Source organism: Streptomyces sp. NPDC006283 (assembly GCF_040613325.1).
Classification (GTDB): Bacteria; Actinomycetota; Actinomycetes; order Streptomycetales; family Streptomycetaceae; genus Streptomyces.
Genome location: NZ_JBEXRZ010000022.1, coordinates 24,333 through 46,249, shown reverse-complemented (window position 1 = coordinate 46,249; position 21,917 = coordinate 24,333). Strand labels below are relative to the sequence as shown.

Genomic DNA, 21,917 nt, shown 5'->3' with positions numbered 1-21,917 from the left:
CCCCCGCTTCACCCTTCGGCTTGCCGGTAAACGATGGTGGTGCTGCCCACGACGATCCGCGAGCCGTCGCGGAGCGTAGCGCGGGTGGTGTGCTGCCCGTCCACCACGATGCCGTTGGTGGACCCGAGATCCTGGATCGTCGAGGGCGTTCCGGTCCGGATCTCACAGTGCCGGCGCGATACGCCGGGGTCGTCGATCCGCACATCGGCGTCGGTGCTGCGACCCAGCACCAGCGTCGGGCGGGAGATCTGATGGCGTGTGCCGTTGATCTCGATCCAGCGTCGTACTTGTGTGCTCGGCATGGCACCGGGACCGGGTCCGCGCTGGCCCTGTGCGGGGCCGGGGCGCGGGCCCGCGGACATGCCGGGCGGCGGTGCGGCCGGCATGGGAGGAGCACCGGCCGGGGGGTAACCGTAACCTCCGCGAGCACCTGCCGGGGCCCCCGGGGCGCCGCCGACGGGCCCGCCCCCCGGCGACTGTGACGTACTCGACGCGAGGGTGCGGCTGCGCACCCGGTAGAGACCGGTGTCGAGGTCGTCGGCCTTCTCGAGGTGAACCTTGATCGGCCCCATGAAGGTGTAGCGCTGCTGCTTGGCGTAGTCGCGGACCAGGCCGGACAGTTCGTCGCCCAGCTGGCCGGAGTACGGGCTGAGGCGCTCGAAGTCCGGGGTGCTGAGCTCCACGATGAAGTCGTTGGGGACGACCGTCCGCTCGCGGTTCCAGATCGTCGCGTTGTTGTCGCACTCCCGCTGGAGGGCGCCCGCGATCTCGACGGGCTGGACCTCGGACTTGAACACCTTGGCGAAGGTGCCGTTGACCAGGCCTTCGAGACGCTGCTCGAATCGCTTCAGGACTCCCATGGGGCACCTCCTCCGTCGTTGTCGCCCTGGTACTGCTTACTGATCGTATCCACGCGTCGGGAAATCGGCTGGTTCCCCTTGTCTGCCCCGTCGATGAGTGTCACCCCTCACACCGGATCGTAGAGGCGGCCTCCTGACAGTGTCCCGCACCCGGGGTGCATACAGGAGGAGTGGGGGGAGGCCGCCCTTCGTTCCCCGTTCGCTCGCTCTGTTCCCTGTTCGCTCGTCGGGGCCCCGAAACAAACGGATGTGAATCCACCCTGTGCAGCGTGCTAATCTTCTGCATGTCGCCAGGGGGCGCACCGAAACAGGTGAGGAACCGACGACAACACCCAATGCGCGGGTGGCGGAATAGGCAGACGCGCTGGATTCAGGTTCCAGTGCCCGCAAGGGCGTGGGGGTTCAACTCCCCCCTCGCGCACCACAGGAGACGGGTCTCCACCGGACGAAAGTCCCGGTGGGGGCCCTTTTCCCGTTGTCGTACGAAGCCCCGGCAGCCTTGGCGGCGCCGGGGCGCAGTTCTTGATCTTCCGAAGGCGGCCCGCGAACCGCTGGACCTCAGTCACAGGCGCGCACCGCGAAGGGGCCCATGGACGGGTCGAAGCCCATGGTGATCGAGAAGGAGACGGCTCCAGGGACGAGCGCCAAGCCGGCCGCGGGCCCCGCCGGCACCTCGGTGCGGTGGGCGGGGGAACGCTGCGGCTGCGGGTCGGACCTCATCGCCCCGAGCCTGCGGAATCACAGGGCCCGATCGCGCCTCGCGCCCGGCGGGACGACCGTGCGGGGTGCGGAGATCGATCGGAGGGGGCCTCCGGGGCGGGGCGGGCGGACCGGAGGGCACAGCGCCGGCTGCCGCGGGATCACGATGCAGGATGCCCGGGGAGCAGCGGGGATCATGGCGCGGGACGACTGAGGAGCAGCGGGGATCATGGCGCGGGACTCTTCGGTAGCGTCAGGGTATGAGCCATCCACATCCCGAATTGAAAGCCGCTCCTCCGCTGCCCGCAGGAGGACTGAGGGTCGTCGCACTGGGCGGCCTGGGCGAGATCGGCCGCAACATGACCGTCTTCGAGCACGCGGGCAAGTTGCTCATCGTCGACTGCGGTGTGCTGTTCCCGGAGGAGACACAGCCCGGGGTGGATGTGATCCTTCCCGACTTCACCTCGATCCGGGACCGCCTGGACGACATCGTGGGCGTGGTCCTGACCCATGGCCACGAGGACCACATCGGCGGCGTCCCCTATCTGCTGCGTGAGCGGTCCGACATCCCCGTCGTCGGTTCCAAACTGACGCTGGCCTTCCTGGAGGCCAAGCTGAAGGAACACGGCATCAGGCCGCGCACGGTGCGGGTGCGGGAGGGCGACCGGCGGAGATTCGGCCCCTTCGACTGCGAGTTCGTCGCCGTCAACCACTCCATCCCGGACGGGCTCGCGGTCGCGATCCGCACGGGTGCCGGCATGGTGTTGCACACCGGCGACTTCAAGATGGACCAGTTCCCCCTGGACGAACGCATCACCGACCTGCGCGCGTTCGCCCGCCTCGGTGAGGAGGGCGTGGACCTGTTCCTCACCGACTCCACCAACGCCGAGGTGCCCGGCTTCACCACCTCTGAGCTCGAGTTGAACCCCGCGATCGAGCAGGTTCTGCGCACCGCGCCGCGGCGGGTCATCGTCTCCAGTTTCGCCAGCCATGTGCACCGGATCCAGCAGGTGCTGGACGCGGCTCATCAGCACGGACGCAAGGTCGCCTTCGTCGGGCGGTCCATGGTCCGCAACATGGGGATCGCCCGTGAGCTCGGCTACCTGAAGGTGCCCTCCGGCCTGGTGGTCAGCATGAAGGAAATGGAGAAGCTGCCGGACCACAAGATCACCCTGGTGTGCACCGGATCGCAGGGCGAGCCGATGGCCGCCCTGTCCCGGATGGCCAACCGCGACCATGTGATCCGCATCGGCAAGGGCGACACGGTCCTGCTGGCGAGCTCCCTGATCCCGGGCAACGAGAACGCCATCTACCGGGTGATCAACGGACTGACCCGGTGGGGCGCCAACGTCGTCCACAAGGGCAACGCCAAGGTGCATGTCTCCGGTCACGCCAGCGCCGGTGAACTCGTCTACTGCTACAACATCGTCAAGCCGCGCAACGTCATGCCCGTCCACGGCGAGTGGCGTCATCTGCGCGCCAACGGCGACCTGGCGATCCGTACCGGTGTCGACCCGGACCGGGTGGTGATCGCCGAGGACGGCGTCGTCGTCGACCTGGTCGACGGGCGCGCCTCGATCACCGGCAAGGTGCCCGCGGGCAACGTCTACGTCGACGGCATGACGGTCGGCGGTGCCACCGAGGCGTCTCTGAAGGACCGCCTCACCCTGGCCGAGGAAGGCGTTGTCACCGTGGTCGCCATCGTCGACGCCGACACCGGAGCGCTCGCGGAGGCGCCGGACTTCCTGGCCCGGGGATTCGTGCACGACGACACCACGTTCGAGCCGGTCATCCCGGTGATCGAGAAGACCCTGGCCACCGCGGCCGAGGAAGGCGTCGGCGACGCCCACCAGCTCGAACAGCTCATCGCGCGCGCAGTGGCCGCCTGGGCGTTCCGTACCTACCGCCGCAAGCCGCTCATCATCCCCGTGATCATCGATGCCTGACACGGCTGGGGCCTGACGTCGCTGGGGCCTTGTACCGCTGGGGCGTAACGCCGCTGACACGCGGCTCCCGAGGCGGTGCGGGGCTGACGCCCGACGCGTGAGGCCTGACGCCTGACACTCGACGACAGCAGGAGGGCCGCCGAATGAGTCGGCGTTTCGAGGAGATCGACTGGCGTCCGACACCGATGGGCGACATCAGCCTGCGGCGTCGGCGGGACCCGGCGTCGGGCGAGGACGTGTACGAGGTGAAACTCGGGGACGAGTTCCTGATGTCGAGCCTTTTCACGGCGGGCGAGATCGCACTGGCCCGGTTCGGCCTGGCGATGCTGCCCGGCGCCGAACTGGACGTCGCCGTCGGTGGCCTTGGTCTCGGCTGCACGGCGCGAACAGCGCTGGACGACCCGAGGGTCCGCTCCCTGATCGTGGTGGAGGCGCTCGGCGAGGTGATCGAGTGGCACAAGCGGGAGCTGGTGCCGCTGGGCGCCGGGCTGGTGTCCGACCCCCGCTGCCGGTTGGTCCACGGCGACTTCTTCGCCGCCGTGGACGACGCTTGCGGGCTGGATCCCGAAGAGCCGGGCCGCCGTTTCCACGCCGTTCTGCTCGACGTGGACCACTCGCCCCGGCATGTGCTGCACCCCAGTCATGCTGCGTTCTACCGGCCCGTCGGGCTGGAGGCGTTGGCCGGCCGTCTTCACCCCGATGGTGTCTTCGCCCTGTGGTCGAACGACCCGCCGGACGAGGAGTTCACCGCTGTGCTCGGCCGGGTCTTCGCGGAAGCGGCGGCCCACGTCGTCGAGTTCGCCAACCCCTTGCAGCAGGCGACCGCCGCCAACACCGTCTACGTGGCGAGGAAGGGAACAGGCTGAGAGGCGGGGGGTGTGTCCGCCTCCTCGGGTCGGGCCGTCGCTCGGGAGCGCGGCGCGTCCGCCTCGGGTCGGGCCGGTCGTTGCCTCGGGTCGGGCCGGTCGTTGCCTCGGGTTGGGCCGGTCGGCTCAGCAGCGCTGCGGGGAGCGGGACCCATTTTTACGCTGACTGAATGATCATCAGACCTGTTTCGAAGATGGCTCTCTGCGGCGCCTCGGCTTTCATGGCCGGCGCCCTTACCCTCCTTCCGGTTCCCGTTGCGGCGGCCCCGCTGGACGACCCTCCTCCCCGATCGGAATCCTCCGGCTCGTCACGGCTGGACGAGCCGGGGACGCACGTGAAGCTTCGCGACGGGGCGCCCGATCTGCCTGATGATGTGTCCGCTCTGTCGTGGCTGGTGGCCGATGCGGAGTCGGGCGATGTCCTCGCCGCCCATGACGCACACGAGCCGCTGCCGCCCGCCAGCACGATGAAGACGCTGTTCGCCCTGACCGCGCTGCCCCGGCTGTCCGGGGCGGACACGCACACGGTCACCGACGAGGAGCTCGCCACCGTGGGTGAGGGCAGCAGCCTGGTGGGCGTCGCCCCCGGCAACACCTACCGGGTGGCGGACCTGTGGCGAGGCGTCTTCCTCAGCTCCGGCAACGACGCCGTGCACGTACTCGCCGAGATGAACGGAGGCTGGGAGGAGACGGCCGCCCAGATGGAGGAAAAGGCCCGCAGCCTGGGCGCGCTGGACACCAATGTCGTCTCGCCGGACGGCTACGACGCCCCGGGCCAGGTGTCCTCGGCGTTCGACCTGGCCGTCTTCGGACGGGCCGGACTGGCGATCCCGGAGTTCGCCGAGTACGCGTCGACCGTCGACGCCCAGTTCCCCGGTAACACCGACAGCGACGGGACGCCGACCTGGACGTACGGCATCCTCAACACCAACCGGCTGCTGACCGGAGTGGGCGGGGTCGAGGCCTATCCGGGCCTGATCGGCATCAAGAACGGCTACACGACCGAAGCCGGCAACACGCTGATCGCCGCGGCCCGCCGTGACGGCCGCACGATCCTGGTGACGGTGATGAACCCTCAGGAAAGCGGTGGACACGCCTTGTACGGGGAGGCGCGGGATCTGCTCGACTGGGGCTTCGACGCCGCGGGTCACGTCAGCCCTGTGGGTTCGCTGCAGCCGCCCGCCCCCCGCGCCGATCCCCCCGCGCGGCAGGTGACTCCCCATGCCGGACCGGAGCCCGTCGCACCGGAGCCGCTCCCGACGCCGGAACGCCCGCTGGGGGGTGAGGAATACGGAGACGGCAGCGCGTACGCCTGGGTCGGGGGCGTCGTCGGGGCCGCGTTCCTGACGGCTGGGCTCATCGTGGTCCGCAGAAACCGCGCCCCCGTGCGGTGGGGCCGGATCCTTCCCGCCCGTTGGGCGGCCTCTGCCACGGTGCGGCGGCTCCGGCTTCGGCTCCGTCGGCGTGCTGCGGATCTGTGAGCCCCGCGAGTCCGGTGATTCATGCGATGTCGTGGGCCACGCCGACTCTGTGAGCCCACCGCTTCTGTAAGCCTGCCGCTTCTGCGAGCCCACGCGATGTTTCACGTGGAACACCTGCGGATGGGGACCGTCCGCTTTCTTGGGGGGAGACGGGTGTCCGGGCTCGGCGGTACGGTCGTGAGCACGTGAGGTTCATGGCGTCCGCAGGCGCCGGGGGAGGCAGTGGGCATGAGCGAGTCGGCAGCGCCGGTGCCGGAGCAGCGGCTGGAAACCCGCGCGAGCGGTGTCGGTACGGAGAGCGACACCGGCCCGGCCGGTTCCGGCGGCGACGTGCGCATACCCGAGGTGCCGGGCTTCGCGTCCCGTACCGAGATCTCGGGCTCCGGCAGGTCACCGAAGAGCGCGGGCAAGGCGCTGCGCAGCCTGGTACCGCGCGCGGCACACGACTCGCTGGTGCTCACGACAGGGCGTCCCGATGCCGTGCAGGCCGTCGAGGAGTCCAGCCGCGGACGGGTGCCCGAGCTCACTCCGATAAGAGTGGGCAGGATGGCGGCCTCGCCGTTCGCCTTCCTGCGGGGCGCGGCCGGCCTGATGGCCCACGATCTGGCGGGCACGCCCATGACCGGCATCAGCGCACAGATCTGCGGCGACGCGCACGCGGCGAACTTCGGGCTCTACGGGGACGCCCGCGGCCGCCTCGTCATCGACCTCAACGACTTCGACGAAACCGTCGTCGGCCCGTGGGAGTGGGACCTCAAGCGCCTTGCGGTGTCCCTGGTGCTGGCGGGACGGGTGGCGGGCGTCGACGAGGACATCTGCCGCGCGGCTGCGTTCGACACCGTGGGCGCCTACCGGCGCACCATGCGGCTGCTGGCCAAGCTGCCCGCGATCGAGGCGTGGAACGCGAAGGCCGACGAGGAACTCGTCTCGTACACCGACGCGCGGGACCTGGTGGGCACGCTGGAGCGGGTCGCGGCCAAGGCACGCAACAACACGAGCGCGCGCTTCGCCGCCAAGGCGACGGAGGCCGTGGCGGAAGACGACGACCCACAGGGCGCCGGCCGCCGGTTCGTGGACGCCCCGCCGGTCCTGCGCCGGGTGCCGGACGCCGAGGCGGCGGCAGTCGCCGCCTCGCTCGGCCCGTATCTGGCGACCGTCGGCGAGGACAGGCTCCCGCTGCTCGCCCGTTACGCGATACACGACGTCGCCTTCCGGGTGGTGGGGACGGGAAGCGTCGGAACGCGCTCGTATGTGGTGCTGCTGCTCGACCACCGGGGCGATCCGCTGGTGCTGCAGGTCAAGGAGGCACGGGCCTCGGCGCTGGTGCCCCATCTGGCCGCCGTCGGTGTCCAGGTCCCGGAGGTGGGGCACGAGGGCCGACGGGTGGTGCTCGGGCAGAAGCGCATGCAGGTGGTCAGCGACAGTCTGCTCGGCTGGACGTCGGTGGAAGGGCGCCCCTTCCAGGTCCGGCAGTTCAGGAACCGCAAGGGCAGTGTGGACCCCGCGGCCCTCACGGCCGACCAGCTCGACGACTACGGCCGGATGACCGGCGCCCTGCTGGCCCGGGCCCACGCCCACAGCGCCGACCCGCGGCTGCTCGCCGGATACTGCGGCAAGAACGAGGAGCTGGACGAGGCGGTCGCGGCGTTCGCGGTGCTGTACGCCGACCGCACGGAGGCCGACCACGCGGACCTGCTGACAGCGCTCAAGAACGGCCGGATAGCCGCTGAACTGGGCGTGTGACAGCAAGCCCGGCAGCGCCCTTAGTCTGGACTGGTGACTCAGGATGCCGCCGGGGGACCGACGACCCGGAACGACGACGCGCAGCAGGCTGCGGACCAGGACGAGCAGGCGCGGCCCGAGGCCCGGCTCGCCAAGGCTGTGGGGGCGGCCGAGCACGCGCTGATCGAGTTCGAGATCGCGGTGGAGACGTTCCGGGTGGAGGTGGAGAACTTCTCCCGGCTGCACCACCAGAAGCTCGGGCCGATGTACGCGCGCCTGGACGAGCTCGACGCCCAGATCGCCGAGGCACGGGCGGCGCGCAGCGGCGACCCGGAGGACCTGCGCAAGGCGCAGGAGGCCCGGGCCATGGTGCTGCCGATGCCCGGCGTCGACGAGCTGTTCCACGACTGGATGGACTCCGACGGCCTCTCCCCCGAGGCCTCTGCGATGCTCACCGACCAGCCCGTCCGGGCGCCCAAGCGGGTCAGGCCCAGCGAAGAGGCGCGCAAGCTCTACCGCGAGCTGGCCCGCAAGGCGCATCCGGACCTGGCCCAGGACGAGACGGAGCGGGTGCGGCGCGAGGAGTTCATCACGCGGGTGAACGCCGCCTATGGCCTCGGTGACGCGGTGCAGCTCAAAGAACTGGCCGAGGAATGGGCCGCCGGGCCGGTGTCGGCCGCGCCGCGCCCCAGCGAGAGCGAAGAGCTGTACGCCCGGCTGGAGTGGCTCGCGCAGCGTAAGGAACTGCTGACCGCGGTGGCCAGGGAGCTGGAGGAAGGCGCGATCGGAGCGATGCTGCGGATGGCGCCGGACGACCCGGACCGGCTGCTGGAGGAGATCGCCGAGCAGCTGCTGGCGCAGGTGAGCGAACGTGAGGCGGAACTGGCCTCACTGGTGCAGTAGGTTTCCTGGGGCCCGCCGGGCTCGGGCATCAGGACCTGGACGCCGCAGGCCTCAGGACTTGGGCCCGCAGACCCAAGGCACAGGGAGGCGGGCCCTCGGGAGGCGGCGCGCGTCACAGCAGCCGGCGCGGCGCCTGCGCGACACCCGCGGCTGCACCCACACGAACACGTACGAGAGAAGGCATCACCCATGAACTTCGCCCCGCTGCCCTCGGTGGAAGCCGCGGCGGTACCGGCCGACGGCCTGGTGCTGGACGTGCGGGAGGCCGACGAATGGGCGGCCGGACACGTCGACGGCGCGCTGCACGTCCCCATGAGCGACTTCGTGGCCCGCTTCGGCGAGGTGACGGAGGCTGTCTCGGACGGGCGCCGCGCATACGTGATGTGCCGGGTGGGGGGCCGTTCCGCGCAGGTCACTCAGTACCTCGTGCAGCAGGGCATCGACGCCGTGAACATCGACGGCGGAATGCTCGCCTGGGACGGCGCCGGCCGCCCGATGGTCACCGAGGACGGCAGCCCCGCCTTCGTGCTCTGACCGCTGCGGTCCGGGTGAAGCGGGCCGACGCCGTTGCAGCGGTGCCGCGCCCAGGTGCCCGGGTCGGGGCTTCGATTCCGACGCCTAGCCGAGCGGGTGGGCCGCCAGCAGGTCGCCCAGAGCCTCTTCATGGGCGGCGGCGGGGCCGAGGGAAAGCTCCAGCTGCTTGGCCCAGGCGTGGTAGCGGTGCAGCGGGTATTCGATGTCCGCTCCGAAGCCGCCGTGCAGGTGCTGAGCCGTCTGCACCACGCGCCGTACCCCCTCCGACGCCCAGATCTTGGCCACCGCTATGTCGCCGGCGGGCGGCAGAGCCCCGCCGGCGCCGGTGCTGATCCGCCAGGCGGCCTGCCACAGCGTGGCTTCCATGGCGCGCAGGTCGATGTACCGATCGGCGGTGTGCACGGCCACGGCCTGGAACGTGGCGACCGGAAAACCGAACTGCTCACGCTTGCCGGTGTAATCGGCGGTCATGGCCAGCACCCTTTCACCGAGGCCCAGCGCCACGGCACAGGTGCCCGTGGCGAGCAGTCCCCGCAGCCACTCCCAGGCCTCTTCGTCGTCGATCAGATCCCGGTCGTCGACCCGTACGGTGTCGAACCGGACCTCGGCGAGAAGCTCCCCGCTCGTGGAGACCTGGTCGAAAAGGGTGACGCCGTCGTGGCCGTTCGGCACGAGAGCCAGAACGGCCCGGCCGTCCTCGGTATGGGCCGGCACGGCGACACGGTCCGCGCACTGGGCCCAGGGCACTGCCGTCTGCACCCCGTCGAGGACCCAGCCGTCCGTCGATCCGGCGGGCCGGCGTGCCGTGACGGCGTGCTCGGCGGGGTCGTGCCCCGTACGGCCGTTGGCGCCGACGGTGAAGACCAGCTCACCGCGCCCGATCCGGGGGAGGACCACCTCGCGGAGCTCGGCGCTGCCGTAGCGCGCCACGGCCATGGCGACCGCGCTCGTCTCCAGCAGTGGCACACGTGCCAGCACCTTCGCAGACTCGCGCAGCACCAGGCAGAGGGCGACGGGGTCGAGGCCTGCCCCGCCGTGCTCCGGCGGCAGGACCAGACTCAGCAGGTCGGAGGCCGCGAGCCGGTCCCACAGCGGGCGGTCGAACTCGTCGGCAACCGCTCCCGCGGCCATCGCCGGACTCGGCACCGCATCGGGGGCCACCGACGAGAAGACCGCCTTCGCCGCCTCCACGGCCGCCAGGTGCTCCTCGGTGAAGGTGAAGTCCACAGCCCGCTCCTTCCACGACACAGCCGTATCTGACGGAGCGTCAAGATAGGGCAGGCCGTGCGGGAAGGGAATGGGCGTGGAGACCGAGAAGCGCTCCGAGCGGCGTCCGTACGTCGCCGGGGAGCGCTCACGGCTTCGTCAGCGGTCGAAGTCCAACTCCACGTCCGGTGTGGCGGGATGGGACTGGCAGGCCAGGACGTAGCCCGCCTCGGTCTCCTCCGGTTCCAGAGCGAAGTTGCGATCCATACGGACCTCACCCGACACCAGGAAGGCCCTGCAGGTGCCGCAGACGCCGCCCTTGCAGGCGTACGGCGCGTCCGCCCGGCTGCGCAGCACCGTCTCCAGGAGCGACTCGCCTTCCTTGACCGGCCAGGTGCCCGACCTGCCGTCAAGGGTCGCGGTGAGCGAGGCGTGGGCCGGTGCGGCCACAGCGACGGCAACCGGCGACGAGCCGTCGTCGACGTGGAAGATCTCCTGGTGGATATGGCCCCGGTCCACGCCGAGCCCGCGCAGAGCGCGCTCGGCGCCCTGCACCAGCCCGAACGGTCCGCAGAGGAACCAGCCGTCCACGGCCTGCACCGGCAGCAGGACCGGCAGCAGGCTTGTCAGGCGGTCCTGGTCCAGCCGCCCGGAGGGCAGACCGGACTGCTGCTCCTCCCGCGAGAGAACGGTCACGAGCTGGAAGCGCTCGGGGAAGCGGTCCTTGAGGTCGGCGACCTCGTCGAGGAACATCGTCGAGGCCGCGGTGCGGTCGCTGCGGATGAGGCAGAACCGGGCTTCGGGCTCCTGCGCGAGAAGCGTTGCGGCCATCGACAGCACCGGGGTGATGCCACTGCCGCCCACCACGGCGGCGAAATGACCTGGCCTGGGGGGAAACAGGAACCGGCCTGCGGGAGGCATGACCTCGACCACGTCCCCGGCGGACAGCTCCTTCAGGGCAAAGGTCGAGAACTCGCCGCCGTCGACCAGACGGATACCGACGCGGAGCACGGGCGCGGCGTCGCCCACGGCGGCCGGGGCGCAGATCGAATACGTACGGCGGACTTCCACGCCGTCCACGAACCGGCGCAGCGCTATGTGCTGGCCGGGTGTGTGGCGGAAGGTCTCGCGCAGCTCGGCCGGCACCTCGAAGGTGACGGCCACCGAGTCGTCCGTGAGCCGTTCGACCGCGCTGACCCGGAGCGGATGGAACATCTACAACTCCTTGAAATGGTCGAAAGGTTCGCGACAAGAAACACATCGCCGCAGGGCCTTGCAGGCCGTGGAGGAGAACCTGCTCAGCAGCTCCGTCTCGGTCGAGCCGCAGTTCGGGCAGCGCACCGAGAGGGTCAACGGCACCGGCTCGTCCGCCGAGTGGGGGCGAGGCGGCGCTATGCCGAACTCGGTGAGCTTGCGCCGGCCTTCCGCGCTGATGTCGTCCGTCGACCAGGCAGGGGAGAGAACCCTGACGACCGAGACGTCGGACATGCCGTGCTCGTGCAGCACCTGCTCGATGTCCGAGGTCATGGCCTCGATGGCCGGACAGCCTGTGTAGGTCGGCGTCAGCTCGACCCTGACGCTGCCGGGACCGAGCAGACTCACCCCGCGAATGACGCCGAGCTCTCCGAGCGTCAGCACCGGCAGTTCGGGGTCCGGCACCGAGCCCGCGAGCCGGCGCAGCTCCGCCTCGAGCGTCGTGTCGGTCTCGACCTGTCCGGCCCCGGTCACCATGACGCCCCCGGGTGGCTGCGGTGCAGGTGCTGCATTTCGGCAAGCATCCGCCCGAACGACTCGGTGTGGAGCCCCTGGCGCCCTGCTCCCGCCGACCAGGCATCGCTGCGGGGGCCCGGGGGAACGGTCAACGTCGCCCGCTCCAGGACGGCCCGGACCCGCTCCAACCAGAGCGCCTCCAGAGTGCCGAGGTCCACGTCGAGCCCGTCCACCGGCTGGAACATCTCGCCCGTGAAACGCCACAGCGCGTCGCACGCCCGCTGCATCCGCTCATGGCTCTCAGCGGTGCCGTCACCGAGCCGCGTGATCCAGTGCTCGGCGTGGTCCTGGTGGTAGGCGACCTCCTTGACCGCCTTGGCGGCGAGCCCGGCGAACGGGCCCTCTGTGGCGGCCAGTTGCCCGTACAACAGGTGCTGGTGGACCGAGAAGTAGAACTGACGGGCGATGGTGTGCGCGAAGTCGCCGTTCGGCTGCTCGACCAGCTGGAGGTTGCGGAAGGCCCGCTCCTCACGAAGGAACGCCAGTTCGTCCTCGTCCCCGACGAGCGAGAGCAGCACACGAGCCTGTCCCAGCAGGTCCAGGGCGATGTTGGCCAGGGCGACCTCTTCTTCGAGGACCGGCGCGTGGCCGGCCCATTCGGCCAGCCGGTGCGAAAGCACCAGGGCGTCGTCGCCGAGAGCCAGGGCCGCCGAGGCGTTCACCGCGGGGCCGTCCGTGGGGGCGTACACCGGGGGAACCTTTGCCGCGGGCGTGGGCCGCGTGGTGGGCGTCGTGCTCACAGGTGCTTCACCCCTTCCGGGATCTCGTAAAAGGTCGGGTGGCGGTAGGGCTTGTCGGCGGCCGGCTCGAAGAACGGGTCCTTCTCGTCCGGAGAGGAGGCAGTGATCGAGGCGGAGGGCACCACCCAGATCGAGACGCCCTCGCTGCGCCGGGTGTACAGATCCCGTGCATTGCGCAGGGCCATCTCCGCGTCCGGTGCGTGGAGGCTGCCTGCATGGGTGTGCGACAGCCCGCGGCGCGAGCGCACGAAGACCTCCCACAGCGGCCATTCGGTCGAGCTGCTCATGCCGTCGCCTCCACGGACTCGTTGTGCTGTGCCTGGTGCTTCTCCGCGTACGCGGCGGCCGCGTCCCTCACCCAGGCTCCCTCTTCGTGCGCGCGTCGGCGCTGGCTGATCCGCTGTTCGTTGCAGGGGCCGTTGCCCTTGAGGACCTCGTGGAACTCGGCCCAGTCGATCGCGCCGAAGTCGTGCTGGCCGCGTTCCTCGTTCCACCGCAGATCAGGGTCCGGGAGGGTGAGACCCAGTGATTCGGCCTGCGGGACACAGATGTCCACGAAACGCTGACGCAGCTCGTCGTTCGAATGGCGCTTGATCTTCCAGGCCATGGACTGCGCGGAATGCGCCGACGCGTCGTCCGGCGGCCCGAACATCATCAGCGAGGGCCACCACCAGCGGTCCACGGCGTCCTGGGCCATCGCATGCTGCTCGGGCGTACCCCGGGACAGGGTGAGCAGCAGCTCGTACCCCTGGCGCTGGTGGAAGGACTCCTCCTTGCACACACGCACCATCGCGCGGGCATAGGGCCCGTACGAGCAGCGGCAGAGCGGCACCTGGTTGGTGATCGCGGCGCCGTCCACCAGCCAGCCGATCGCGCCCACGTCGGCCCAGGTCAGCGTGGGGTAGTTGAAGATCGAGGAGTATTTCTGGCGGCCGGAGTGGAGCTTGTCCAGGAGGTCGTCGCGGCTGGCGCCCAGCGTTTCCGCGGCGCTGTACAGGTACAGGCCGTGACCTGCCTCGTCCTGCACCTTGGCCATCAGGATCGCCTTGCGGCGCAATGAGGGCGCGCGCGTGATCCAGTTCGCCTCGGGCTGCATGCCGATGATCTCCGAGTGCGCGTGCTGAGCCATCTGGCGCACCAGTGAGGCGCGGTACGCCTCCGGCATCCAGTCACGCGGCTCGATGCGCTCATCGGCGGCCACGGCGGCGTCGAACGCTGCCTCGTACCCATCCGCAGTCACTGCCGTCATCCGGACTCCCCTACCGACCGATCGTTCGGTTCATCGACTTCAATGGTCGGTCGGGGGCCCGTAGGGTGTCAACCCTGTGGATAACCGAGGTGGGCGACGGGGATCGGGGCGGGATGGACTCCTACGAGGATGAGGGCGCCAACGGCGCCGGAAGCCTGAGCTCCGGCCCGCGTTCCCCCCGCCCTGCCCGGCGGCCGGACGATCTCCCCGGCCCCCGCCGCGAGGACGGGACCCGACAGCTGCGACGGGTGGACGGGCCGCAGGATGTCCAGGACGGTGGCCAGGGCGGGGACGAGGGGCCTCAGGAGCCCGCCGCCGGGGAAAGGTCGCGTGACGACGGTCGTGAGGCCTGGCCCATAGCCCGGCAGGCGCTGCCCTGCCCGCCGGCGCCGCAGACCCCTCCGCCCTCAGACGCCGGGCCGCCGCCCGGGCCCCTCGCCCTCGCTCCGCCCCAGACGGGTGGCGGCATGGCCGGCCTGTCCCTCCCTTACCAAGTGGCCGCCGCCGTGGCGCTCGGGCTGATCGCGGTCGTCGCCTGCGTCCACCTTGCGATGGTCTTCCTCCATGTCGCTCCCGCCAACACCGTGACCAAACAGCACGGCGAGGCGGTCGACGGCTGGGTCTACCCGGAGTTCGAGCAGAACTGGAAGCTCTTCGCGCCCAATCCGCTCCAGCAGAACATCGCCGTTCAGGTGCGTGCCCAGTACACGGCCGCCGACGGCAGCCGGCGCAGCAGCGACTGGATCGACCTGTCGGCCGAGGACGGCGCGGAGATCCGGGGCAACCTTCTCCCCAGCCACCTCCACCAGAACCAGCTCCGCCGTGCCTGGGACTTCTACGTGGGCTCCCACGACACGGAGAACCAGCCCAACGGCCTGCGCGGACGGCTCTCCGAAAGCTACATCCGCCGCATCGCGATGCTGCGCCTCGAACGCCACGACCTGGGCGGACCGGTCGAGCGCATCCAGCTGCGTGCGTCGACCAGGTCGATCGAAGCTCCCGAGTGGAGCGACGAGAAGATCGACACGCGGCCCGTGCACCGTGAGCTGCCGTGGTGGACGGTCACCGCGGCGGATCTGCCCGGAGGCGTCGACAACGGACGCGAGCAGGCCGGGCGTGCCGCGGCCGGACGTTCCGGGGCCGGACGCGAGCAGGCCGGACGTGAACAGGCCGGACGTGAACAGGCCGGACGTGCCGAGGCCGGACGCGAGCAGGCCGGGCGCGCCGAGGCCGGACGTGGGCAGACTGGGCGGGTCGACAGCGAGGGGATGACCGGCGACGCGGGGGTGGGCCGGTGATGGCCGCCACGAAGCCCGCCGCCGACCGCAAGGTCGCCCGCGCGGTCCAGCGCGTCACCTCGACCGCTCTCGGGCCGTATCAGAGCGCCGTCGTCCGGATCGGCTTCGCCGCGACCTGGTTGCTGTTCCTCCTGTGCGAGGTGCCCAACCGGCATGCCCTCTACGGACCCGACGGTCCCTGGAGCTGGGACATGGGCCGGGAACTGGTCGCCGACAACAACGCGTTCACCGTGCTCCTGGTGTCGGGCAGCACCCTGTGGTTCGAGGTCGTGTACGGCGTCTGCCTGCTGTCCAGCCTGTTGATGCTGCTCGGCTGGCACACCCGTGCCGTGTCCGCCGTCTTCATGGTCGGCGTCCTGTCCCTGCAGAACCGCTCGATCTTCGTGGGCGACGGCGGCGACAACGTCGTCCATCTCATGGCTGTCTACCTGGTGCTCACGCGCTGTGCCCAGGTCTGGTCGCTCGACGCCCGGCGGGCGGCCCGGAACCCTGGCCCCGACCGCGTGGGGCCGGTTCTGTGGTCGGTGCTCGGCGTGCTGCTCTTCGTCGGGACGCTGCTGGGCCGGGCAGGCGGGGACACCTGGCTGATCGTCCTCTTCTGGGTCCTGTGGACAGCGCAGGGCGTGTGGTGGGCGGCGAACCGCTACGCGCCGGAGAGCGAGCCGCGGACCCTGCTGGACGTCCTGGCGAACCTCGCCCACAACGCCGCCCTCTTCGTGATCATGGCCGAGGTGTGCCTGATCTACGCGACCGCCGGCTGGTACAAGATCCAGGGCTCACGCTGGCAGGACGGCACCGCGCTGTACTACCCGCTCAAGCTGGACTACTTCGCCCCCTGGCCGGAACTCTCCGCGCTGCTGGCCTCCGGTGGCGTGATGGTGATGCTGCTCACCTACGGCACGGTCGCCGTGCAGGTCGCGTTCCCGTTCACGCTGCTCCGGCGGCGCGTCAAGAACGTCTTGCTCGCGGTCATGATGCTCGAGCACGCGGCCATCGCCGTCCTGCTCGGCCTGCCGTTCTTCTCCCTGGCGATGATCGCCGCGGACGCGGTGTTCCTGCCGACCGCCTTCCTGGTGAACCTGGGCGCTCTGGTGGTGCGCAGGCGGAACCGGCTGCTGGCAGGCAGGGCCGTCCCGCCCCAGTTGCGACGAGGGAGCGAGGAGCGGCACCGTACGCTCGTTGGGTGAGCACCACCGAAGAACCGCTTCAGTACGACGAGGGCTACGCGCCCGAGGTCGGCGTCGGCCCGCACCCGCTGCCCTGGCCCCAGGGCGAGCGATACGACCCCGAGCTGCTGGCCGGAGGCGACCGGCGCAACGTCGTCGACCAGTACCGGTACTGGTCGCGGGATGCGATCGTCGCCGACCTCGACACCCGCAGGCACGGGTTCCACGTGGCCGTGGAGAACTGGGGTCACGACTTCAACATCGGCTCGGTGGTGCGCACCGCCAACGCGTTCTTGGCCCGGGAGATCCACATCGTCGGCCGCCGGCGCTGGAATCGGCGCGGCGCCATGGTCACCGACCGCTATCAGCATGTGCGGCACCACCCGGACACTGTTTCGCTCACGGAGTGGGCGGCAGCGGAGGATCTGCCGATCATCGGGATCGACAATCTGCCGGGGGCTGTGCCCCTGGAGCGGACCGAGCTGCCTCGCCGGTGCGTGCTGCTCTTCGGTCAGGAAGGGCCCGGCCTCACGGACGAGGCGCGCAAACACGCGGCGATGGTGTGCTCGATCGCTCAGTTCGGCTCGACACGGTCGATCAACGCGGGCGCTGCGGCCGCCATCGCTATGCACGCCTGGGTGCAGCGGCACGCCGACGTTCCGGCCCCGGGAGCCTGATCAACGGCTTCCTCCGGCGGCGGGTTGGCGCCGGGCCGGATACCGATGGTGCCCGGGCCGGGCCATCGGTGACACCGGACCGGGGGTATTGGTGACGCCGGGCCGCATGGGAGGACTGTGGGGCAGGGCCGCTGTGGGCCCCGCCCCCCCACTCCGTGAAACATCAGGCCTGGCGGCGGACCTCCACCACGCGGAAGCGGTTGGCGACGAAGGCGCTGTCGCACAGGGCCGCATTCGCCGCCGGGTTGCCTCCCGATCCGTGGAAGTCGGAGAACGCGGCGGTCTGGTTGACGTACACCCCGCCCGTCAGGTTCAGCGAGAGCTGGGCCGACTCGTCCAGGCAGACGTCCTCGAGCGCACGCTCCGTCTCGGCAGAGGTGGTGTAGGCGCCGACCGTCATCGCGCCCTTCTCGCGAACCGTGCGTCGCAAAAGGTCCAGAGCGTCCGCCGTGGAGTCCACCGAGACGACGAAGGACACCGGGCCGAAGCACTCGGAGAGGTACGCGGGCTCGGAGTCGGCGGAGTCCCAGATCTTGCGGGCGCCGTCGAGCTTCACGATGACCGGAGTCCGCACCGTCGCCCCGGGGAACTCCGGGTTGGCGACCTCGCGAGACTCCAGCGCCACCTCGCCGAGGCCGGCCGCGGCCTCGAGGCGCGCCTTGACGTCGGGGTTGACCAGGGCGCCGAGCAGGGCGTTCGCCCGGGCGTCGTCGCCGAGCAGACCACCTACGGCGGCGGCCAGGTCGGCGGCCACCTCGTCGTACGTCTTCGGGCCGGTGTCGGTCGTGATGCCGTCCCGGGGGATCAGCACGTTCTGCGGGGTGGTGCACATCTGGCCGCTGTACAGCGACAGGGAGAAGGCCAGGTTGGACAGCATGCCCTTGTAGTTGTCGGTGGAGTCGACGACGACGGTGTTGACGCCGGCCTTCTCGGTGTAGACCTGCGCCTGGCGGGCGTTGGCCTCCAGCCAGTCGCCGAAGGCCGTGGAGCCCGTGTAGTCGATGATCTTGATCTCCGGGCGCGTTGCCAGGATCTTCGCGATCCCCTCGCCCGGACGCTCGGCGGCGAGGCACACGAGGTTCGGGTCGAAACCGGCCTCCGTGAGGACCTCGCGGGCCACCTTCACCGTGAGTGCCAGGGGCAGTACGGCGCGGGGGTGCGGCTTGACCAGGACGGGGTTGCCCGTCGCCAGGGAGGCGAAGAGGCCCGGGTAGCCGTTCCACGTCGGGAAGGTGTTGCAGCCGATCACCAGCGCGATGCCGCGGCCGGCGGTCGTGAACGTCTTCCGCAGCTCGAGAGGGTCGCGCTTGCCCTGGGGCTTGGACCAGTCGGCGGCGGTGGGGGTGCGGGTCTGCTCCGCGTACGCGTAGGCGACGGCCTCCAGCCCGCGGTCCTGGGCGTGCGGGCCGCCGGCCTGGAACGCCATCATGAAGGCCTGCCCGCTGGTGTGCATCACGGCGTGCGCGAACTCGTGGGTGCGGGCGCTGATCCGGGAAAGGATCTCGAGGCAGACGAGGGCGCGCGTCTCGGGGCCGGCCTCGCGCCAGGCCGTCATGCCGGCGCGCATCGCCGGCAGCAGGACGTCCAGGTCCGGATGCGGGTACTCGATACCCAGCTCCGGTCCGTACGGGGAGACTTCGCCGCCCGTCCAGCCGTCCGTGCCCGGCTGGTCCAAATCGAAGCGCGAGCCGCGGAGCGCCTCGAAGGCGGCCAGGCCGTCGGCGGGCGCGCTCTCGCCGTACGCCTTCGGATGCTCGGGGTGCGGAGACCAGTACGCGCGCGTGCGGATCGCTTCGAGGGCCTGGTCGAGCGTGGGCCGGTGGGTCTCGGTCAGCTGCATGCGGACCAACTCCTCATCGAGCTGGGCAGGGGAGGAATGACAGAGTTAGAGTAACCGAACGATCGGTCGGTACAAGGGGGCCTGTCGAACCTGTGGACAACTCATCGGGGAGGATCGCCTCCATGACCGCCATCGATACGAGTCGTACCGTCGCCGTCGTCGGCACCGGAACCATGGGCCAGGGAATCGCGCAGGTCGCCCTGGTCGCAGGCCATCCCGTGCGTCTCCACGACGCCGTTCCCGGGCGTGCGGACGAGGCCGCGGCCGCGATCGGCGCTCGCTTGGACCGGCTCGTCGAGAAGGGGCGCATGGCGCCCGCCGAGCGGGACGCCGCGCGTGCCAGGCTCCTGCCGGCCACGGACCTCGCGGAGCTCGCCGACGCGGCGCTCGTCGTCGAGGCGGTTCTGGAACAGCTCACGGTCAAGCAGGAGCTGTTCACGGAGCTGGAGAAGACAGTCGCCGACGAGTGCCTGCTCGCCACGAACACCTCCTCCCTGTCCGTCACCGCCGTCGCGGGAGCACTGCGGAACCCTGGCCGCTTCGTCGGCCTGCACTTCTTCAACCCCGCGCCGCTTCTGCCTCTCGTCGAGGTCGTCAGCGGCCATGCCACCGAGGGCGACGCCGCAGAGAGGGCCTACGCGACCGTTCTGGCCTGGGGGAAGACACCGGTGCGCTGCGCCGACACCCCAGGCTTCATCGTCAACCGCATAGCCCGGCCCTTCTATGCGGAGGCCTTCGCGGTGCACGAGGAGCACGGCGTCGACCCGGCGACCGTCGACGCGATCCTGCGGGAGTCCGGCGGATTCAAGATGGGCCCCTTCGAGCTCACGGACCTGATCGGCCAGGACGTGAACGAGGCCGTGACCCGTTCGGTCTGGGAGTCCTTCTTCCACAGCCCCAAATTCCTGCCCTCCCTTGCGCAGCGCCGTCTGGTCGAGTCCCGCCGTCTCGGCCGTAAGTCCGGACGTGGCTGGTTCTCCTACGAGGAGGGCGCCGCGAAGCCCGAGCCGCACACCGCAGAGCCGCAGGACGCACCCGAGTACGTCGTGATCGAGGGCGATCTCGAGCCCGCAGGCGCACTGGTCGACATGATCCGCGAAGCCGGTATCGAGGTGCGGCAGGAGGGCGAGGACGCCGGGACGCGCCTGGTACTGCCCAGCGGTGGTCAGCTGGTGCTCGCGGACGGGCAGCTGTCCGCGGAGTTCCGTGACGTCGTCTACTTCGATCTTGCTCTCGACTACCGGTCCGCGACCCGGATCGCGCTGTCCGCCGCGCACGACGTCCCGGCCCACACGCTCGCCCAGGCGACCGGCCTCTTCCAGGCGCTCGGCAAGAAGGTGAGCGTCATCCCCGACGTGCCCGGCATGATCGTCGCGCGTACGGTCGCGATGCTGATCGACGTCGCCGTCGACGCGGCGGCGAAGCGCGTCGTCAGCGAGGCGGACATCGACACAGCGATGCGCCTGGGGGTCAACTACCCGCAGGGACCGGTGGAATGGAGTCGCAAGCTCCCCGCCGGCTGGGCCCACGACCTGCTGGATCTGCTGCACGGCCGCTGTCCCACCGGCCGTTACGCGCCCAGCCTCGCGCTGTTCCAGCACTCGCTCGCCGGCGCGGAGGGTGAGGACGCCTCATGACCACCGCAAAGCGCGACACCTATACGCCGGAGACGCTGTTGACCGTCGCCGTGCAGATCTTCAACGAGCGCGGCTACGACGGTACGTCCATGGAGCATCTGTCCAAGGCGGCCGGGATCTCCAAGTCCTCGATCTACCACCATGTCTCCGGCAAGGAGGAGCTGCTCCGGCGTGCCGTCAGCCGTGCGCTGGACGCCTTGTTCGCGATCCTGGACGAGAGCGGTGCCCAGCGGGGACGAGCCATCGAGCGGGTGGAGTACGTCACCCGGCGCACCGTCGAGGTGCTGGTGGCCGAGCTGCCCCATGTGACGCTGCTGCTCCGGGTGAGAGGCAACACAAAGACCGAGCGGTGGGCGCTGGAGCGGCGTCGTGAGTTCGACCAGCGGGTGGCCGATCTGCTGAAGGCGGCCGCCGCGGACGGCGATCTCCGGGCCGACGTGGACATCCGGCTGGCGACCCGGCTGCTCTTCGGCATGGTGAACTCACTGGTCGAGTGGTACCGCCCGCATCCCGGTGGCGGCTACGACGGGGACCAGGTGGCGGAGACGGTCGTCCGGCTCGCCTTCGACGGGCTGCGGACCAGCCCTGACCGGGCTGCCTGAGCGCCCGGCCGGCAGGGAGTCACAGCTCGTCCGTCTCCTGAGCCGTGCGCTGCGCCGGAGCCGCCGCACCCTGCCCCGCCACCGGGTCCAGGTCCGTCTCCTCGAAGACCAGCAGCGTCCGGGTTGACAGCACCTCGGGGATGGCCTGGAGCCTGGTCAGGACCAGTTCGCGCAGAGTGCGGTTGTCGGGTGTGTGCACCAGTAGCAGGACGTCGAAGTCCCCGCTGACCAGCGCGATGTGGGCCGCGCCCGGCAAGGCCTGCAACTGCTCCCGGACGGTCCGCCAGGAGTTCTGGACGATCTTGAGCGTGATGTAGGCGGAGGCGCCCTGGCCTGCCCGCTCGTGATTGACCCGCGCGCTGAAGCCCCGGATCACACCGTCGTCGATGAGCCGGTTGATCCGGGCGTACGCGTTGGCACGGGAGACGTGCACCCGCTCCGCCACGGAACGGATGGAAGCGCGCCCGTCCGTCTGGAGCATGCGGAGGATGTCGCGGTCGATGGCATCCAGTGGGCGCGCCGGAGGCGTTTGCCCGGCGCGGTCCCCGCCGTCGGCCATTTGTTCAGCAGCCACGTCCCCCCACCTTCCTGGCATGGACGACCTGTCTCCATCTCATGCTGTGGAGAACCGTTTGTCCACAGGCTGCCCGCGCCTGTAGCCAAAATGCGCCCACGACCGAACAATCGGTAGGTGAGGCGCGCCACACACGTGCGCCTCCGA

20 protein-coding genes, 1 tRNA gene and 1 pseudogene are annotated in these 21,917 nt (G+C 70.4%); 12 read left to right on the top strand and 10 right to left on the bottom strand.

What is annotated here, in order from left to right; genetic code table 11:
• Positions 1 to 8: 8 nt before the first annotated feature.
• A complete protein-coding gene (locus ABZ070_RS07720; protein WP_356631039.1) occupies positions 9 to 860 on the bottom strand; it encodes a DUF3662 and FHA domain-containing protein in 852 nt (283 codons plus the stop codon).
• 337 nt (positions 861 to 1,197) lie between these two features.
• Here ABZ070_RS07720 and ABZ070_RS07715 point away from each other — a divergent pair.
• Positions 1,198 to 1,284 (top strand) — tRNA-Leu (locus ABZ070_RS07715).
• A gap of 134 nt (positions 1,285 to 1,418) precedes the next feature.
• On the opposite strand, the gene ABZ070_RS07710 is transcribed toward ABZ070_RS07715, so the two are convergent.
• On the bottom strand, positions 1,419 to 1,580 hold the full coding sequence (locus ABZ070_RS07710; protein WP_356631058.1) for a hypothetical protein: 162 nt from the start codon (positions 1,578 to 1,580) through the stop codon (positions 1,419 to 1,421).
• Positions 1,581 to 1,819: 239 nt separating this feature from the next.
• Here ABZ070_RS07710 and ABZ070_RS07705 point away from each other — a divergent pair, with 239 nt between their 5' ends.
• The 6 genes from ABZ070_RS07705 to ABZ070_RS07680 all read left to right on the top strand — a co-directional run bounded on the left by ABZ070_RS07705 (position 1,820) and on the right by ABZ070_RS07680 (position 9,011).
• A complete protein-coding gene (locus tag ABZ070_RS07705; RefSeq protein WP_356631037.1) occupies positions 1,820 to 3,505 on the top strand; it encodes a ribonuclease J in 1,686 nt (561 codons plus the stop codon).
• A gap of 143 nt (positions 3,506 to 3,648) precedes the next feature.
• Positions 3,649 to 4,371: a spermidine synthase gene (locus ABZ070_RS07700; protein ID WP_356631035.1), complete on the top strand. Its 723-nt coding sequence runs from the start codon at positions 3,649 to 3,651 to the stop codon at positions 4,369 to 4,371.
• A gap of 221 nt (positions 4,372 to 4,592) precedes the next feature.
• Complete coding sequence (locus ABZ070_RS07695) at positions 4,593 to 5,852, top strand: serine hydrolase (RefSeq protein WP_356631054.1); 1,260 nt, start codon at positions 4,593 to 4,595, stop codon at positions 5,850 to 5,852.
• 228 nt (positions 5,853 to 6,080) lie between these two features.
• Positions 6,081 to 7,595 (top strand): DUF2252 domain-containing protein, encoded by a 1,515-nt coding sequence (locus ABZ070_RS07690; protein ID WP_356631033.1) that lies wholly within the window; start codon positions 6,081 to 6,083, stop codon positions 7,593 to 7,595.
• Between the two features lie 33 nt (positions 7,596 to 7,628).
• The gene (locus ABZ070_RS07685) at positions 7,629 to 8,477 is read left to right on the top strand and encodes a J domain-containing protein (RefSeq protein WP_356631031.1); all 849 of its coding nucleotides are present in this window, start codon (positions 7,629 to 7,631) and stop codon (positions 8,475 to 8,477) included.
• A 189-nt stretch (positions 8,478 to 8,666) separates the two neighbouring features.
• Positions 8,667 to 9,011, top strand: a complete 345-nt coding sequence (locus tag ABZ070_RS07680; RefSeq protein WP_356631029.1) for a rhodanese-like domain-containing protein — start codon at positions 8,667 to 8,669, stop codon at positions 9,009 to 9,011.
• Positions 9,012 to 9,095: 84 nt separating this feature from the next.
• On the opposite strand, the gene ABZ070_RS07675 is transcribed toward ABZ070_RS07680, so the two are convergent.
• The 6 genes from ABZ070_RS07675 to paaA form a co-directional block, all read right to left on the bottom strand.
• Entirely contained in the window at positions 9,096 to 10,238 is a 1,143-nt protein-coding gene (locus tag ABZ070_RS07675; protein ID WP_356631027.1) for an acyl-CoA dehydrogenase family protein, read from the bottom strand.
• 138 nt (positions 10,239 to 10,376) lie between these two features.
• Positions 10,377 to 11,432: a 2Fe-2S iron-sulfur cluster-binding protein gene (locus tag ABZ070_RS07670; protein ID WP_356631025.1), complete on the bottom strand. Its 1,056-nt coding sequence runs from the start codon at positions 11,430 to 11,432 to the stop codon at positions 10,377 to 10,379.
• Positions 11,433 to 11,948: a 1,2-phenylacetyl-CoA epoxidase subunit PaaD gene (gene paaD, locus ABZ070_RS07665; RefSeq protein WP_356631023.1), complete on the bottom strand. Its 516-nt coding sequence runs from the start codon at positions 11,946 to 11,948 to the stop codon at positions 11,433 to 11,435.
• Positions 11,942 to 12,676, bottom strand: a complete 735-nt coding sequence (gene paaC, locus ABZ070_RS07660) for a 1,2-phenylacetyl-CoA epoxidase subunit PaaC (protein ID WP_356631021.1) — start codon at positions 12,674 to 12,676, stop codon at positions 11,942 to 11,944. Before paaC ends, paaD begins: the two co-directional genes overlap by 7 nt.
• A gap of 47 nt (positions 12,677 to 12,723) precedes the next feature.
• Positions 12,724 to 13,014 (bottom strand): 1,2-phenylacetyl-CoA epoxidase subunit PaaB, encoded by a 291-nt coding sequence (paaB, locus tag ABZ070_RS07655; protein WP_356631019.1) that lies wholly within the window; start codon positions 13,012 to 13,014, stop codon positions 12,724 to 12,726.
• On the bottom strand, positions 13,011 to 13,976 hold the full coding sequence (gene paaA / locus ABZ070_RS07650; protein ID WP_356631017.1) for a 1,2-phenylacetyl-CoA epoxidase subunit PaaA: 966 nt from the start codon (positions 13,974 to 13,976) through the stop codon (positions 13,011 to 13,013). The genes paaB and paaA overlap by 4 nt, the downstream gene beginning before the upstream one ends.
• A gap of 113 nt (positions 13,977 to 14,089) precedes the next feature.
• Between paaA and ABZ070_RS07645 the strand changes: the two are divergent.
• From ABZ070_RS07645 to ABZ070_RS07635, 3 genes and pseudogenes are all read left to right on the top strand, one after another.
• Positions 14,090 to 15,058 (top strand): annotated as a pseudogene (locus ABZ070_RS07645) (DUF5819 family protein); the annotation flags it as partial.
• Positions 15,059 to 15,273: 215 nt separating this feature from the next.
• Complete coding sequence (locus tag ABZ070_RS07640; RefSeq protein ID WP_356631015.1) at positions 15,274 to 16,461, top strand: HTTM domain-containing protein; 1,188 nt, start codon at positions 15,274 to 15,276, stop codon at positions 16,459 to 16,461.
• Positions 16,458 to 17,117 (top strand): TrmH family RNA methyltransferase, encoded by a 660-nt coding sequence (locus ABZ070_RS07635; protein WP_356631013.1) that lies wholly within the window; start codon positions 16,458 to 16,460, stop codon positions 17,115 to 17,117. The genes ABZ070_RS07640 and ABZ070_RS07635 overlap by 4 nt, the downstream gene beginning before the upstream one ends.
• Positions 17,118 to 17,280: 163 nt before the next feature.
• Here ABZ070_RS07635 and paaN read toward each other — a convergent pair whose 3' ends face one another.
• Positions 17,281 to 18,957 (bottom strand): phenylacetic acid degradation protein PaaN, encoded by a 1,677-nt coding sequence (paaN, locus tag ABZ070_RS07630; protein ID WP_356631011.1) that lies wholly within the window; start codon positions 18,955 to 18,957, stop codon positions 17,281 to 17,283.
• 122 nt (positions 18,958 to 19,079) lie between these two features.
• Between paaN and ABZ070_RS07625 the strand changes: the two genes are divergently transcribed.
• Together ABZ070_RS07625 and ABZ070_RS07620 are read left to right on the top strand one after the other, a co-directional pair.
• Positions 19,080 to 20,594: a 3-hydroxyacyl-CoA dehydrogenase gene (locus tag ABZ070_RS07625; protein ID WP_356631009.1), complete on the top strand. Its 1,515-nt coding sequence runs from the start codon at positions 19,080 to 19,082 to the stop codon at positions 20,592 to 20,594.
• The gene (locus ABZ070_RS07620; protein ID WP_356631007.1) at positions 20,591 to 21,196 is read left to right on the top strand and encodes a TetR/AcrR family transcriptional regulator; all 606 of its coding nucleotides are present in this window, start codon (positions 20,591 to 20,593) and stop codon (positions 21,194 to 21,196) included. The genes ABZ070_RS07625 and ABZ070_RS07620 overlap by 4 nt, the downstream gene beginning before the upstream one ends.
• A gap of 19 nt (positions 21,197 to 21,215) precedes the next feature.
• Here ABZ070_RS07620 and ABZ070_RS07615 read toward each other — a convergent pair whose 3' ends face one another.
• Complete coding sequence (locus ABZ070_RS07615; protein ID WP_356631052.1) at positions 21,216 to 21,755, bottom strand: Lrp/AsnC family transcriptional regulator; 540 nt, start codon at positions 21,753 to 21,755, stop codon at positions 21,216 to 21,218.
• Between the last annotated feature and the right edge of the window lie 162 nt (positions 21,756 to 21,917).

Coding starts and splice junctions, on each gene's coding strand:
- ABZ070_RS07720 (WP_356631039.1), bottom strand. CDS start 860: ATGGGAGTCCTGAAGCGATTCGAGCAGCGTCTCGAAGGCCTGGTCAAC.
- ABZ070_RS07710 (WP_356631058.1), bottom strand. CDS start 1,580: ATGAGGTCCGACCCGCAGCCGCAGCGTTCCCCCGCCCACCGCACCGAG.
- ABZ070_RS07705 (WP_356631037.1), top strand. CDS start 1,820: ATGAGCCATCCACATCCCGAATTGAAAGCCGCTCCTCCGCTGCCCGCA.
- ABZ070_RS07700 (WP_356631035.1), top strand. CDS start 3,649: ATGAGTCGGCGTTTCGAGGAGATCGACTGGCGTCCGACACCGATGGGC.
- ABZ070_RS07695 (WP_356631054.1), top strand. CDS start 4,593: ATGGCCGGCGCCCTTACCCTCCTTCCGGTTCCCGTTGCGGCGGCCCCG.
- ABZ070_RS07690 (WP_356631033.1), top strand. CDS start 6,081: ATGAGCGAGTCGGCAGCGCCGGTGCCGGAGCAGCGGCTGGAAACCCGC.
- ABZ070_RS07680 (WP_356631029.1), top strand. CDS start 8,667: ATGAACTTCGCCCCGCTGCCCTCGGTGGAAGCCGCGGCGGTACCGGCC.
- ABZ070_RS07670 (WP_356631025.1), bottom strand. CDS start 11,432: ATGTTCCATCCGCTCCGGGTCAGCGCGGTCGAACGGCTCACGGACGAC.
- paaD (WP_356631023.1), bottom strand. CDS start 11,948: ATGGTGACCGGGGCCGGACAGGTCGAGACCGACACGACGCTCGAGGCG.
- paaB (WP_356631019.1), bottom strand. CDS start 13,014: ATGAGCAGCTCGACCGAATGGCCGCTGTGGGAGGTCTTCGTGCGCTCG.
- paaA (WP_356631017.1), bottom strand. CDS start 13,976: ATGACGGCAGTGACTGCGGATGGGTACGAGGCAGCGTTCGACGCCGCC.
- ABZ070_RS07640 (WP_356631015.1), top strand. CDS start 15,274: ATGGCCGCCACGAAGCCCGCCGCCGACCGCAAGGTCGCCCGCGCGGTC.
- paaN (WP_356631011.1), bottom strand. CDS start 18,957: ATGCAGCTGACCGAGACCCACCGGCCCACGCTCGACCAGGCCCTCGAA.
- ABZ070_RS07625 (WP_356631009.1), top strand. CDS start 19,080: ATGACCGCCATCGATACGAGTCGTACCGTCGCCGTCGTCGGCACCGGA.
- ABZ070_RS07620 (WP_356631007.1), top strand. CDS start 20,591: ATGACCACCGCAAAGCGCGACACCTATACGCCGGAGACGCTGTTGACC.
- ABZ070_RS07615 (WP_356631052.1), bottom strand. CDS start 21,755: ATGGCCGACGGCGGGGACCGCGCCGGGCAAACGCCTCCGGCGCGCCCA.